Below are 12,752 nucleotides of genomic sequence, written 5' to 3' on the forward strand. Positions count from 1 at the left end.
GCCCTTGTACCCCACCCCGGCCGACACTTCCAATGCGTTCAGCGCTGCTGGCCCCAGCGCCGCACCGTCAGCCGCTCCAGCGTGGCGAAGCCCAGCGTCTCGACCGCCAGGCCGATCAGCACCACGGTGACCAGGCCCGCGAACACCTTGTCGGTATAGAGCTCGTTGCGGTTCTGGAAGATGTACCAGCCCAGCCCGCCCTGCCCCGAACTGGCGCCGAACACGAGCTCGGCCGCGATCAGCGTGCGCCATGCGAACGCCCAGCCGATCTTCAGCCCCGACAGGATCGCCGGCAGCGCCGCCGGCACCAGGATCTGCAGCGCATAGCGCAGCCCCTTGAGGCCGTAGTTGCGCCCGGCCATGCGCAGCGTCTCGGGCACGCCCTGGAAGCCGGCGAAGGTGTTGAGCGCCAGCGGCCACAGCACCGAGTGGATCAGCACGAACACCAGGCTGCCCCGGCCCAGGCCGAACCACAGCAGCGCCAGCGGCAGCAGCGCGATGGCCGGCAGCGGGTTGAACATCGAGGTCAGCGTGGACAGCAGGTCGCGTCCCAGCTGCGTGGACACCGCCAGCAGCGTCAGCGCGAAGGCCAGCAGCACGCCGGCCACGTAGCCCTGCAGCAGCACCGTGAGCGAAATGCCCACGCGCGCCAGCAGCTCGCCGCTGGCGAAGCCCTCGACCAGCGCGCGCATCGTGGCGCTGAAGGTGGGCAGCAGCAGGTCGTTGTCCTGCCAGCGCGCGAGCAGTTCCCACAGGATGGCCAGCACGGCGAGGATCAGGCCCTTGCGCAGCCAGGCCTGCTGCCACAGCCGCGTGCCCAGCGGCAGCGCGCGTTCGACGCTGCCTTCGGTGTAGGGGACGAGCGGCCACTCGGTCTCGGGCCGCACCGGCGGGTTCAGCGCGCTCATTGCGCAGTCTCCTCGAACAACAGATGGTGGATGCGCTGCGCCGTGGCCTGGAACTCCGCGCCGCCCGTGCTCTGCAGGTCGAACGCGTGGCTGTTGATCTCGGCGCGCATGCGGCCCGGGTGCGGGGACAGCAGCGCGATGCGGCTGCCCACCACCAGCGCCTCTTCGATCGAGTGCGTGACGAACAGCAGCGTGAAGCGCACCTCGTCCCACAGCGCCAGCAGCTCTTCCTGCATCTTGCGGCGCGTGAGCGCGTCGAGCGCGGCGAAGGGCTCATCCATGAGCAGCACGCGCGGCTGCATGGCCAGCGCGCGGGCGATGGCCACGCGCTGCTTCATGCCGCCCGAGAGCTGGTGCGGGTGCACGTCGGCGAACTTGGACAGGCCCACCTTGTCGAGGTAGTGCAGCGCGCGCTCGCCCGCTTCCTTGCGTCCCAGCGTGCGCGAGGCCAGCAGCGGGAACATCACGTTCTCGCGCACGGTCTTCCAGGGTGGCAGCTGGTCGAATTCCTGGAACACGACGATGCGGTCCGGGCCGGGCGCCGTGACGCGCCGGCCATCGAGCCGGATCTCGCCTTCCACCGGCGGGATGAAGCCCGCGATGGCCTTGAGCAGCGTGGACTTGCCGCAGCCCGAGGGGCCCAGCAGCACATAGCGCTCGGCCGCGTGCACGTCGAAGCCCACGCGGTGCGTGGCGCGCACCACGCGTTCGGGCGTGCGGTACTCCAGGCTCACGCCGTCGACCTGCAGCAGCGGCTGCGGCGGCGCCACACGCTCCGGATGCGCAACGGCACCTGGCGTGCGCAGCGGCGTGGCAGACACGGCGTGGCGTAGCGCGAGCTCGGCCATCAGTTCGCCTGCGCGCTGTGTGCGTCGTCGAAGAAGTAGTCGCGCGCCGAGGCCGGCTTGTTCTTGATCGCGCCCACGCGGTGCATGAACTCGGCCAGCGCGTAGGTGTTCTGCGGCGCGGTGGTGAACTGCACCTCGGGGTTCTTGATGATCTTGAGCAGCAGCGCGCGGTCGGTCTTGGCGCCCGAGACCTTGAGGTAGATGTCGGCGGCCTTCTCGGGGTTGGCGCCGATGAACTGCGCGGCCTCGTTCAGCGCGTCGGTGAAGGCCTTGTAGGTCTTGGGGTTCTCGCTGCGGAACTTCTCGGTGGCGTACAGCACCGTGGCCGACGACGGGCCGCCCAGCACGTCGTAGGACTTCAGCACGATGCGGGCCTGCGGGTTGCCGGCCAGTTCCTGCTCCTGGAACGGCGGGTTGCCGAAGTGGCCCGTGATCTCGGTGCCGCCCTTGATGATGGCGGCGGCCGCGTCGGGGTGCGGCACGGCCACGCTGATCTTGTCGAGCCTGGCGAACTCCTTGTCGCCCCACAGCTTGCTGGATGCCAGCTGCAGCACGCGCGACTGCACCGACACGCCCACCGCCGGCACGGCGATGCGGTCCTTGTCGGTGAAGTCGGCGATCGTCTTGACGGCCGGGTTGTTGCTGACCAGGTAGTACGGGAAGTTGCCCAGCGAGGCCACGCCCTTGACGTTCTGGCGGCCTCGGGTGCGGTCCCAGATGGTCAGCAGCGGGCCCACGCCGGCGCCGGCCACCTCGATGTTGCCCGACAGCAGCGCATCGTTGACGGCAGCGCCGCCCGACAGCTTGACGAACTCGACGTCGATGTCCACACCGGCGGCCTTGCCGTGCTTCTCGATGAGCTTTTGCTCCTGCGCCACGTTGAGCAGCAGGTAGACGATGCCGAACTGCTCGGCGATGCGGATGCGGCCTTCGGCGTGGGCGGCGAAGCTGCTGGCAAGCAGCGCGGCGCCCGAGGCGATGACAGCGAGGCGACGGGTGATGCGGTTCATGGTGTGCGGAATCTCCAGGGTGAGCGAAGCCTGCCCACGGCGCTGCGTGGGCTGCAAAACGGGGATCAGGGGATCAGAAGGGCTGGTCGCCCTCGATCGTGGTGCGGTAGAGCTTGCGGCGTTCCGAGTCGGGCGTGCCGGCGGCCAGGTGCAGCACCGAGCGGTTGTCCCAGAACACGATGTCGTGCGGCAGCCAGCGGTGGCGTAGCTGGAATGCGGCCTGGGTCGCTGCCGCGAACAGCAGGTCCAGCAGCGCGCGGCTTTCGTTCTCGGGCAGGCCGACGATCCGGGTCGTGAAGTGCTCGCTGACGAACAGCGCCTTGCGGCCGGTCTCCGGGTGCGTGCGCACGACCGGGTGCACCACGGGCTTGACCTCGTCGAGCTGGGCCTGCGTGAGCGCCGGCCGCCAGGGGCTGCGGGCGCGCAGCTCCTCGTACTTGGCCAGGTAGCTGTGCTCGGCCTTCAGGGTCGCCAGGCGCGCCTTCAACGGCTCGGGCAGCGCGTCGTAGGCAGCATGCTGGTTGGCGAACAGCGTGTCGCCGCCCTCGTTCGGCAGCTCCTGCGCATGCAGCAGCGAACCCAGGCTGGGCTTTTCCTTGTACGACAGGTCCGAGTGCCAGTAGTGGCCGGCATCGCCCAGGCCGATGGGCTGGCCATCGACCTTGATGTTGGAGACGATCAGCACCTCGGGCTGGCCTTCGAGCTGGAACTTCTTCTGCACGTGGATCTGCAGGGGGCCGAAGCGGCGGCTGAAGTCCACATGCTGGGCCGGCGTGATGCGCTGGTCGCGCAGCACGAGCACGTGGTGGTCCAGGTGGGCGCGGTGCAGGCGCGCGAAGTCCGCATCGTTGAGCGGCTGCGCAAGGTCCAGGCCCCATACCTCGGCGCCGAAGGGCGCATCGAGGCGGCGGACTTCGAACGCCTGGGCAGGCGCTTTGGACACGGCGGGAGAATCGAGCAAGGCGGGCATGGGGGCAATGGCGACAGGGGGCTGCATGCAGCAGCGATGCACGGCACTGTAGGCCGCGCCTGCGCCCGGACCAACGATTGTTTATTTGCTTGCTTATGCGAAAAACTTCTGTGCAAGCCCCTCCGATCGCACAAGCGTGTTTTGCGCATGCGCACATGCGCAGAACGCGCAAGCCATCGCCGCGATAGGCAAAGCCGATTCGCCAGCCGCGGGGCCGCTCGCTAGCATCCCCCGCATGCACCCCACCACCACTGTGCGGCCTTCCCTCGCGGCCGCGAAGACGCTGGACGACTTCCGGGCGACGGCCCTGGCCGCCGGGTTCGACGAGGCCATCGAACGCACCTGGGCAGCGCACCAGGTGCTGGACGAGCACCAGCATCCCTTCGACGCCGAGGCCCTGGTCGTGCAGGGCGAGATGTGGCTGAGCGACGCCCAGGGCACGCGCCACCTGCGGCCGGGCCACGGCTTCGCGCTGGCCCGCGGCACGCCGCACGGCGAGCGCTACGGCGCCGAGGGTGCGACCTATTGGGTGGCGCGGCGTTCGGGCTGAGCCCGGGCGCGCAAGCGCGTTTTTCGCAGAAGCTCATGCGCGGGCCGCATGAGCGTTGTGGCGCGCGCCTATGCTCGGCGCATGCCCCTGCCTGAACTGACACCCGCCGACGTGCGGCGCGCGCTGCGTGCGCGCGAAGAGATCGCCCTGCTCGACCTGCGCGAGGAAGACCCCTTCGCGCAGTCGCATCCGCTGTGGGCCGCCAACCTGCCGCTGTCGCGCATCGAGCTGGAGGCCTGGCGCCGCATCCCGCGGCGCGACACGCTGCTCGTGCTGTATGGCACGCACGATGGCGAAGACCTGGTGCCGCGCGGCGCGGCCGTGCTGGCCGCGCTGGGCTACACGCGCGTGGCGGCGCTGGCCGGCGGCCTGCAGGGCTGGACCGCCGCGGGGGGCGAGGTGTTCCGCGACGTCAACGTGCCCAGCAAGGCCTTCGGCGAACTCGTCGAGCACGAGCGCCACACGCCCTCGCTGGCGGCCGAAGAGGTGCAGGCGCTGATCGCCTCCGGTGCCGACGCCGTGGTGGTGGACGCGCGCCGCTTCGACGAGTACCAGACCATGAGCATCCCCGGCGCCACCAGCGTGCCCGGCGCCGAACTCGTGCTGCGCGCGCGTGAGCTCGCGCCCGACCCGGCCACGCGCATCGTCGTCAACTGCGCGGGCCGCACGCGCAGCATCATCGGCACGCAATCGCTGGTCAACGCGGGCGTGCCCAACCCGGTCGCGGCGCTGCGCAACGGCACCATCGGCTGGCTGCTGGCGGGCCAGCAACTGGACCACGGCGCGGCACGGCGTGCGCCGCAGGCCGTGGCGCCCGAGCGCCTGGCCGAGGCCCGCCGCGCCGCCGCCGCGCTCGCCCGGCGCGCGGGTGCGCGCACGGTCGGGCCGGCGGCGCTGGCGCAGCTGCGCGCCGAGCCCGGCCGCACGCTCTACGCATTCGACGTGCGCACGCCCGAGGAATATGCCGCCGGCCACCTGCCCGGCTTTGCCAGTGCGCCGGGCGGACAGCTCGTGCAGGAGACCGACCACAGCGTGCCGGTGCGCGGCGCACGCATCGTGCTGGCCGACGACGACGGCGTGCGCGCCAGCATGACCGCTTCTTGGCTCGCGCAGATGGGCTGGGAGGTCTACGTGCTCGAGGCCGCCGGCGGCTTCGTCGAACGGGGCGCGGCCACGCCGGCGTTGCCGCCCTCGCCTGCCATCGATGGCATCGCACCGGCGCAACTGGCAGACGCCTTGGCCACCAGCGTGGTGATCGACCTGGGCCCGGGCCAGGCCTTCGTGCGCGCGCACATCCCCGGCGCCTGGTTCGCCATCCGTGCGCAGCTGCGCCAGGCGCTGGACCACGTGCCGGCCGCCGCCCAGTACGTGCTGGCCAGCGCCGACGGCGCGCAGGCCTCCTACGCAGCGCCTGAACTGCGGGCCCTGCTCGACGCGCGCGGCCAGCAGGCGGCGCGCGTGCGCGTGCTCGCGGGCGGCACCGCGGCCTGGGCCGCCGCCGGCCTGCCGACACAGGCTGGCGAAACCCGCCTGGCCACGCCGCGCACCGACCGCTACCGCCGCCCCTACGAGGGCACGGACGCGCCCCGCGCCGCGATGCAGGCCTACCTGGACTGGGAGTTCGGCCTGGTTGCACAGCTGGGCCGCGACGGCACGCACCTGTTCCAGGTCGTCTGAGAAGCCGGGCCGGCGCCGGCAGGCCGGCCCGTTATTGGGTATGGTGCGGCGCCACTGCCACTTCCAACACCGCATCCGCCATGAGCCACCTGTTCCAGCCCCTGCAGATCGGCCCGCTGCGCCTGGCCAACCGCATCGTCATCGCGCCCATGTGCCAGTACTCCGCGCACGAGGGCACGCCGGGCGACTGGCACCTGGTGCACCTGGGCCAGCTGGCGCTGTCGGGCGCGGGGCTGCTGATCCTGGAGGCCACGGCCGTGGAAGCCCAGGGCCGCATCAGCGCGAACGACCTGGGCCTGTACTCGGACGCCAACGAGGCCGGCCTGGCGCAGGTGCTGGGCACGCTGCGCAGGCATTCGCCCATGCCGGTGGCCATCCAGCTCGGCCATGCGGGCCGCAAGGCATCCAGCCGCGCACCCTGGGACGGCGGCACGCAGGTGCGCACGTCCGAGCCGGGCGGCTGGACCGGTGTCTCGGCCTCGGCCCTGCCGCATGCGCCGGGCGAGGAGGCGCCCGTCGCGCTCGACGCCGCCGGCCTGCGCCGCGTGCGCGAGGCCTTCGCCCTGGCGGCCCGCCGCGCGGCGCGGCTGGGCCTGGACGGCATCGAGGTCCACGCCGCGCACGGCTATCTGCTGCACCAATTCCTGTCGCCGCTGTCCAACCAGCGCAGCGACGCCTACGGCGGCAGCCTGGTCAACCGCATGCGTTTTCCGCTGGAGGTGTTCGACGCCGTGCGCGAGGCCTTCCCGGCCGGCAAGCCGGTCTGGGTGCGCGTGTCGGCCACCGACTGGGTGCCGGGCGGCTGGGATGTGGAAAGCACGATAGCACTGGGGCAGGAACTCAAGGCGCGCGGCTGCGCGGCCATCCACGTCTCGTCGGGCGGTGTCTCGCCGCAGCAGGCCATCGCGCTGGGCCCGCTGTACCAGGTGCCGTTCGCGCAGCAGGTGAAGGCCGAGGTCGGCCTGCCGACCATCGCGGTGGGCCTCATCACCGAGCCTGCGCAGGCCGAGGCCATCGTCGCCGAAGGCCGGGCCGATGCCGTGGCCCTGGCGCGCACCGTGCTGTACGACCCGCACTGGCCCTGGCACGCCGCGGCGAAGCTGGGCGCGCAGGTGGTGGCGCCGCGCCAGTACTGGCGCTCGCAGCCGCGCGAATTCAAGGACCTGTTCGCAGGCGCTGGGTTCGGGGCGCGCTGAGCGGCGCACCGGGGGCGGCGCTGGGAGGATAGGCGTTGCCGGGCGCGGCCGCAGCGCCCCCGCCGCGCGCACGCAGCGCCTCGGTGGTCTCGTGCGCGCCGGTCGGCGACCAGCCGGGCGGCATGCACACATGCCCCAGCAGTGCGCGCAGGCTGCGCACCCGGGCGAGGTCGCGCGCCAGCGCGAACCACTGCGCCAGCTCCACATACAACGGGTTGCGGCTGGTGATGGGGTGCACCAGGCCGTAGCGGCAAGGCAGGTCGTCGCGTTCGGCGGTGTAGGTGCCGAACAGGCGGTCGAACACGATCAGCACGCCGCCGTAGTTCGCGTCCAGGTAGTCGAGGTTGGCCGCGTGGTGCACGCGGTGGGCCGAGGGCGTGTTGAGCACGTATTCGAGCCAGCCCAGCCTGGGGATCCAGGTGGCGTGCAGCCAGAACTGGTAGAGCAGGTTCAGCGTCAGCGCGGCCAGCACCAGCCGCAGGTCGAAGCCCAGCCAGACCATCGGCAACAGGAACACCACGTTGCCGGTCAGCTTGCCGAACATGCCGATGCGCAGGGACGCCCCCAGGTTCAGCTGGTTCGGCGTGTGGTGCACGGCATGGTTGCACCAGAACCAGCGCACGCGGTGGCCGGCGCGGTGCAGCCAGTAGTAGAAGAACTCCAGCAGCACGAACAGCAGCAGCGCCATGGCGACCGAGTCCACCGGGATGGTGGCCAGCCGGTGCTGCTCGACCCAGTGCACCAGCGGCGCCGCGATGGTCAGCGGCACGAACACCGTGATGGCGACGCGCCCCACGAAGTCGAACAGCGAGATGCCGTAGGCGTGCCAGTCGTAGGCCCCGCGGCGCGCCAGCACCGCGGCCTCCAGCAAAGACAGCAGCAGCACGGCCGGCGCGGCGCCGAAAAGCAGGATCTTCTCGATGGTGTTCATGGCATGGGGCGCACCGTGCAGGGAGAGGGCACAGGCGGCGCCGGCGCATTTTGCCCCCGGATCGCGCCCGGAGCACCCCCCGGCCGTGGCACCATCGCCGCCGTGAGCGACAACCTTCCCCCTTCCCCGCCGGCCCAGCCGCGCAACCCCCTGCACGGCCTGACGCTGGAACGCATCCTGACGGACCTGGTGGCCCATTTCGGCTGGCCCGGCCTGGGCGAGCGCATCCCGGTGCGCTGCTTCACGAGCGAGCCCAGCATCGCATCCAGCCTGAAATTCCTGCGCAAGACGCCCTGGGCGCGCGAGAAGGTCGAAGGCCTGTACCTGTTCATGCTGCGCGAGCAGCGGCGCACTGCAGGCGGCGCCAGGGGCTGAGATCGTCGGCCGCGTCCGACACGGCTTGCGCGCCACCGCTGCTAGGCTTGGCTGCACCATGCCAGCCGCTCCCCTGCCTCCCGATGAAGACGCCCGCCTGCGCGCCCTGCAGGACCTCCTGGTGCTGGACACGCCGCCCGAGGAGCGATTCGACCGCGTGGTGCGCTTCGCCGCCGAACAGCTGGACATGCCGATGGCGCTGGTCAGCCTCGTCGATGGCGACCGCCAGTGGTTCAAGTCGCGGGTAGGCGTCGAATTGCCGCAGACCAGCCGCGACATTGCCTTCTGCGCCCACGCCATCCTGCAACCAGAGACCTTCGTCGTCGAGGATGCGCAGCTGGACGCCCGCTTTGCCGACAACCCCCTCGTGACCGGCGCGCCCCATGTGCGCTTTTACGCCGGCGCGCCGCTCAGCGCCCCGGGTGGCGAGCGCGTGGGCACCCTGTGCGTGCTGGACAGCAAGCCCCGCGCGCTGGGCACCGTGGAGCTGGCGGTGCTGGAGGCCCTGCGCACGCTCGTCAACGAGGCCTTGACCGGCCAGGCCCCGGAGGACGGGGCGTGACGGCGGCGGCCAACCTTCCGGCCGTGCTGTTGGTCGAGCCCCAGTTCGTGATGCGCCGCACCATGGTGGCCGTGGCGCGCGAGATGCGCCTGGTCGAGTTCCACGAGGTCGCCAGCGTCGCGCGGGCCGTGCCGCTGCTGGAATCGCGGCGCTTCGGAGGCATGGTGCTGGACATCGACGACGGTTCGGACGCCCTCACGCTGCTGGAACGCCTGCGCGCCGGGCAGTTCGTCTGCCGGCCGGACCTGCCCGTCGTCGCGTTGACCTTCACGGCCGCGCCCGGACCTGCCGCGCAGCTGGAGGCCCTCAAGCCGCTGCGCACGCTGCACAAGCCGTTCAAGGTCGGCGAACTGCTGTCTTCCGTCGCCCTGATGGCCAAGCATTGACGCAAGTGCCCGGGTCAACTTGTAACAAGAACAGACTGAAATGTGACAACATGCGCTATTCACGACACAATTGCCGTCAGAGAATCGCTCACTAGCCGAACAATACAGTTCCAACGGCATGATGAACACTCCAAAATTCTCTTTTTTCGTCGCCACGCTGCTGCTGGCTTGTGCCAGCGCTTCGCAGGCCGGTGGCGTGGGCGGCCAGCTGATGGCCCAGATGACGCTGACGGGCGGCTGCGCCGTGTCGGGCGCCGCATCGGGCAGCGCGTCCAGCGCCAATTTCGGCACGCTGGATTTTGGCGTGCAGCCGTCCACCTTCACCGGCGTGCTGCTGGCCACGGCCAACGGTGGCGCGGGCGGTGCGGGCAGCACCCAGATCGTCTGCTCGCCCGACGTCTCCGCCATGTCGGTCAGCGTCAACGCGGGCAACAACCCGGGCCAGGGCGCCAGCGTGGGCGCCGGCACGCGCGCCATGCGGCTGGGCACCGGGAGCTACCTGCCCTACGAGGTCTACAGCGATGCGGCGATGACCAGCGCCTACCCCACCAGCGGCGGCGTCGTCGGCGTCTCGCTGGCGGCCAACGGCGGTGCTTTCACGCTGCCCGTCTTCGGCCGCGTCAACAAGACGCAGGCCGGCGCCATCGCCTCGGGCACCTACGCCGACACGCTGCAGGTCACCCTGGGCTGGTGAGCGCGCTGCCGCCAGCCGGCCTGCACTGCAAGCTGCCATGAGCGAATTCAGCGACAACCTGCACGAGGTGTTCGAGCGCTTCGGCCGCATTGCCGTGCGCCGCATGTTCGGCGGGCATGGCGTGTTCCACGAGGGCCGCATGTTCGCGCTGGTGGCGCGCGAGCGGCTGTACCTCAAGACCGACGCGCAGAACCGGGCCGCCTTCGAAGCCCGCGGCCTGCCGGCCTTCGAGTACGCGCGCCAGGGCGAGCTGGCCCGCATGAACTACCACGAGGCCCCGGCCGAGGTGTTCGAGGACCGCGACGAGGCCGCGCGCTGGGCGCGCCTGGCCTGGGATGCCGCGCTGCGCGCCGCCGCTCCCCCGCGCAAGCCGCCGAACCCGCGCGCCCCGCGCCGCTGACCGGCCATGGCATGCGGGCTGCGCGCGCAGTACGAGGCGGAGGTCGCCGCGCTCGGGCTGGCGGCCGCGCGCATGCTGGCGGCCGGCAGCGCCGAGGAGGCCGCGGCGCGCTGGATCGTCGCGCAGCGCAACGCGCTCAAGCAGCGCTTTCGCGCGTTCACTCCGGTGGACGACCTGGCGCGGCTGCAGGCCTGGACCGAAGCGCGCTACGGCAATCCCCTGGGGCCGTCGGCCGACCAGCTGCACGCGCAAGGCAAGTCGTGGCGGCGGATCATCGACGGCGCCGCGCGGCCCGGCCAGTACCGCGGCGGCGCGGCAACGTAGCCAGCGCGCCTCGGCACCGCCCCGGCGAAGTCCGTCAGGTCGACGCAGATCCGCTTCGGCAGGTGCCGATGCACCGGCGGCCGGCCGGGCGGCCCGTGCCGGCGCCCTGCTTCAGAACTGCGCCCATTCCTGTGCCGAAGCGGCCCGCGGCGCACCACCGGCCGCCTGCAGCGCCGTGCCGCGCGGCACGGCCGGCGCACTGCGCCGCACCGGGGTCTGCGCCGCCGGCGCGGCGGCCAGCAGCGGCTGGCCGTCGCCGAGCTTGAACACGGCCACGGCCTGCACCAGGTGCCGGGCCTGGTGGTTCAGGCTGTCCGCGGCAGCGGCCGACTGTTCCACGAGCGCCGCGTTCTGCTGGGTGACGGTGTCCAGCTGGGTCACGGCCTCGCTGATCTGGCCGATGCCGGCGGTCTGCTCCTGCGTGGCCGCCGTGATCTCGGCGATCAGGTCGGCGACGCGCTGCACCTGCGCGACGATGCTCTCCATGGCCTGGCCGGCGTCGTCCACCAGCCGGCTGCCGTCGCCCACCTTGCCGACGCTGTCCTGGATCAGGTCCTTGATCTCCTTGGCGGCGGAGGCGCTCTTCTGCGCCAGGTTGCGCACCTCGCCGGCCACGACAGCGAAGCCACGGCCCTGCTCGCCCGCGCGCGCGGCCTCGACGGCGGCATTGAGCGCCAGGATGTTGGTCTGGAACGCGATGCCGTCGATGACGCCGATGATGTCGGAGATGCGGCGCGACGAGGTGTTGATCTCGCCCATGGTGGACACCACCTGGCCGAAGACCTCGCCCCCGCTGCGGGCGGCGGCGCTGGCCTGGCGGGCCAGCTCCGCGGCCTGGCGCGACGCATCCGCGCTGCTGTGCACGGTGCTGGTCAGCTCCTCCATCGAGGCGGCCGTCTCCTCCAGGTTGCTGGCCTGCTCCTCGGTCCGCTGCGACAGGTCGGCATTGCCGGTGGCGATCTCACCGGCGCCCGTGGCGATGCTGTCGCTGGCCTGGCGCACGGAACCCACGACCTCACGCAGCGAATGCTGCATGGCCGCCATGGCGGCCACCACGCTGCCGGGCTGGGCCCGTGACGTGTCGATGCGCGTGGCCAGGTCGCCGGCGGCGATGGCGCCGGCCAGCTGCGCCACGTCGGCCGGCTCGCCGCCCAGCGAGCGCGTGAGGCTGCGCGTCAGCAGACCGCCGATGGCCACGCCCACCAGCACCCCGCCCACCGTCAGGCTGATCAGCAGCGTGCGGATCTGCGCGTAGATCCGGTCGGTTTCATCGTTCAGCGCGCGCGCATCGTCGCGCTTGCGGTCCGCCAGCTGCCCCAGCAGCTCGTCGGCCCTGTCGCCCAGCGCACGCATCTCGAACATCCTCGCACCCGAAGCGCGGGCCTCGGCCGGGTCTTCCGCGGCCAGGGCCGCAGCCACCGTGCGCAGGCCGGCCGCATAGGCCTGCAGCGCAGCGCCGGCCTCCCGCGCGAGCTGGCGGCCGGCCTCGGTCGCGAAGAATCCCGTGGCCTCGCCCAGTTCGGCCGTCGCCTCGCTGAGCTGCTGCTCCACGCTCCGCAGGTGCATCTGCCGGTCCTGCTGGGTGGGAGACAGGATGGCCGAACGCATCGAGCGGCCGGCCATGATCAGCAGGATGTTGGCCTCGCCGGCATGCTGCATGCCGGCGATCTCCTGGTCGTACATGAGCGAGGCCAGATCGCTGATCTGCGCCGACTTCTGGATTCCGTTGAATCCGATCAAGGCGCCGATGGCCGCCACGATGAGAAAGCCGCCGATGAGCTTGTGGGCGACGCCGAGCTTGTTGAACCACTGCACGCTGGTATTCCTGTGATGGTGTCCCGCACTGAACCGGTGCGGATAACACAAAAGTATCGACAGGCTTCTCGCACGCCGTCTACACGTATTACGCAAAATTGATGAG

General features: G+C 71.4%; 15 protein-coding genes. 9 read left to right on the forward strand and 6 right to left on the reverse strand.

Annotated elements, in window-relative coordinates:
• Positions 1 to 38: 38 nt before the first annotated feature.
• From ASF44_RS22515 to ASF44_RS22530, 4 genes are all read right to left on the reverse strand, one after another.
• The gene (locus ASF44_RS22515; RefSeq protein ID WP_056901497.1) at positions 39 to 908 is read right to left on the reverse strand and encodes an ABC transporter permease; all 870 of its coding nucleotides are present in this window, start codon (positions 906 to 908) and stop codon (positions 39 to 41) included.
• A complete protein-coding gene (locus tag ASF44_RS22520) occupies positions 905 to 1,756 on the reverse strand; it encodes an ABC transporter ATP-binding protein (RefSeq protein WP_082524979.1) in 852 nt (283 codons plus the stop codon). Before ASF44_RS22520 ends, ASF44_RS22515 begins: the two co-directional genes overlap by 4 nt.
• Positions 1,756 to 2,766 carry an ABC transporter substrate-binding protein gene (locus tag ASF44_RS22525; protein WP_056901757.1) on the reverse strand — a complete coding sequence of 337 codons (1,011 nt, stop codon included), beginning with the start codon at positions 2,764 to 2,766 and terminating at the stop codon, positions 1,756 to 1,758. Before ASF44_RS22525 ends, ASF44_RS22520 begins: the two co-directional genes overlap by 1 nt.
• A gap of 73 nt (positions 2,767 to 2,839) precedes the next feature.
• Positions 2,840 to 3,736 carry a TauD/TfdA family dioxygenase gene (locus ASF44_RS22530; protein WP_056901498.1) on the reverse strand — a complete coding sequence of 299 codons (897 nt, stop codon included), beginning with the start codon at positions 3,734 to 3,736 and terminating at the stop codon, positions 2,840 to 2,842.
• A gap of 235 nt (positions 3,737 to 3,971) precedes the next feature.
• Between ASF44_RS22530 and ASF44_RS22535 the strand changes: the two genes are divergently transcribed.
• From ASF44_RS22535 to ASF44_RS22545, 3 genes are all read left to right on the forward strand, one after another.
• A complete protein-coding gene (locus ASF44_RS22535) occupies positions 3,972 to 4,286 on the forward strand; it encodes a cupin domain-containing protein (protein WP_056901499.1) in 315 nt (104 codons plus the stop codon).
• Between the two features lie 81 nt (positions 4,287 to 4,367).
• On the forward strand, positions 4,368 to 5,963 hold the full coding sequence (locus ASF44_RS22540; protein WP_056901500.1) for a rhodanese-like domain-containing protein: 1,596 nt from the start codon (positions 4,368 to 4,370) through the stop codon (positions 5,961 to 5,963).
• An 80-nt stretch (positions 5,964 to 6,043) separates the two neighbouring features.
• Positions 6,044 to 7,159 (forward strand): NADH:flavin oxidoreductase/NADH oxidase, encoded by a 1,116-nt coding sequence (locus ASF44_RS22545; RefSeq protein WP_056901501.1) that lies wholly within the window; start codon positions 6,044 to 6,046, stop codon positions 7,157 to 7,159.
• Here the strand turns inward: ASF44_RS22545 and ASF44_RS22550 are convergent.
• The gene (locus ASF44_RS22550) at positions 7,119 to 8,090 is read right to left on the reverse strand and encodes a sterol desaturase family protein (protein ID WP_056901502.1); all 972 of its coding nucleotides are present in this window, start codon (positions 8,088 to 8,090) and stop codon (positions 7,119 to 7,121) included. The genes ASF44_RS22545 and ASF44_RS22550 overlap by 41 nt on opposite strands.
• A gap of 93 nt (positions 8,091 to 8,183) precedes the next feature.
• Here ASF44_RS22550 and ASF44_RS22555 point away from each other — a divergent pair, with 93 nt between their 5' ends.
• The 6 genes from ASF44_RS22555 to ASF44_RS22580 all read left to right on the forward strand — a co-directional run bounded on the left by ASF44_RS22555 (position 8,184) and on the right by ASF44_RS22580 (position 10,831).
• The gene (locus ASF44_RS22555; protein WP_056901758.1) at positions 8,184 to 8,465 is read left to right on the forward strand and encodes a VF530 family DNA-binding protein; all 282 of its coding nucleotides are present in this window, start codon (positions 8,184 to 8,186) and stop codon (positions 8,463 to 8,465) included.
• Positions 8,466 to 8,523: 58 nt separating this feature from the next.
• Entirely contained in the window at positions 8,524 to 9,027 is a 504-nt protein-coding gene (locus ASF44_RS22560) for a GAF domain-containing protein (protein ID WP_056901503.1), read from the forward strand.
• Complete coding sequence (locus tag ASF44_RS22565; RefSeq protein ID WP_056901504.1) at positions 9,024 to 9,413, forward strand: response regulator; 390 nt, start codon at positions 9,024 to 9,026, stop codon at positions 9,411 to 9,413. Before ASF44_RS22560 ends, ASF44_RS22565 begins: the two co-directional genes overlap by 4 nt.
• 121 nt (positions 9,414 to 9,534) lie before the next feature.
• Complete coding sequence (locus ASF44_RS22570) at positions 9,535 to 10,107, forward strand: spore coat U domain-containing protein (RefSeq protein ID WP_056901759.1); 573 nt, start codon at positions 9,535 to 9,537, stop codon at positions 10,105 to 10,107.
• A 37-nt stretch (positions 10,108 to 10,144) separates the two neighbouring features.
• Positions 10,145 to 10,507: a TfoX/Sxy family protein gene (locus ASF44_RS22575; RefSeq protein WP_056901505.1), complete on the forward strand. Its 363-nt coding sequence runs from the start codon at positions 10,145 to 10,147 to the stop codon at positions 10,505 to 10,507.
• Positions 10,508 to 10,513: 6 nt separating this feature from the next.
• Positions 10,514 to 10,831, forward strand: coding sequence for a hypothetical protein (locus ASF44_RS22580; RefSeq protein WP_056901506.1), 318 nt, complete (start codon positions 10,514 to 10,516; stop codon positions 10,829 to 10,831).
• Between the two features lie 111 nt (positions 10,832 to 10,942).
• Here the strand turns inward: ASF44_RS22580 and ASF44_RS33170 are convergent, their stop codons facing one another.
• Positions 10,943 to 12,646 (reverse strand): methyl-accepting chemotaxis protein, encoded by a 1,704-nt coding sequence (locus ASF44_RS33170; RefSeq protein WP_056901507.1) that lies wholly within the window; start codon positions 12,644 to 12,646, stop codon positions 10,943 to 10,945.
• Positions 12,647 to 12,752 lie beyond the last annotated feature (106 nt).

The organism is Pseudorhodoferax sp. Leaf274, assembly GCF_001422445.1.
In the GTDB taxonomy this organism is placed as follows: domain Bacteria; phylum Pseudomonadota; class Gammaproteobacteria; order Burkholderiales; family Burkholderiaceae_C; genus Pseudorhodoferax.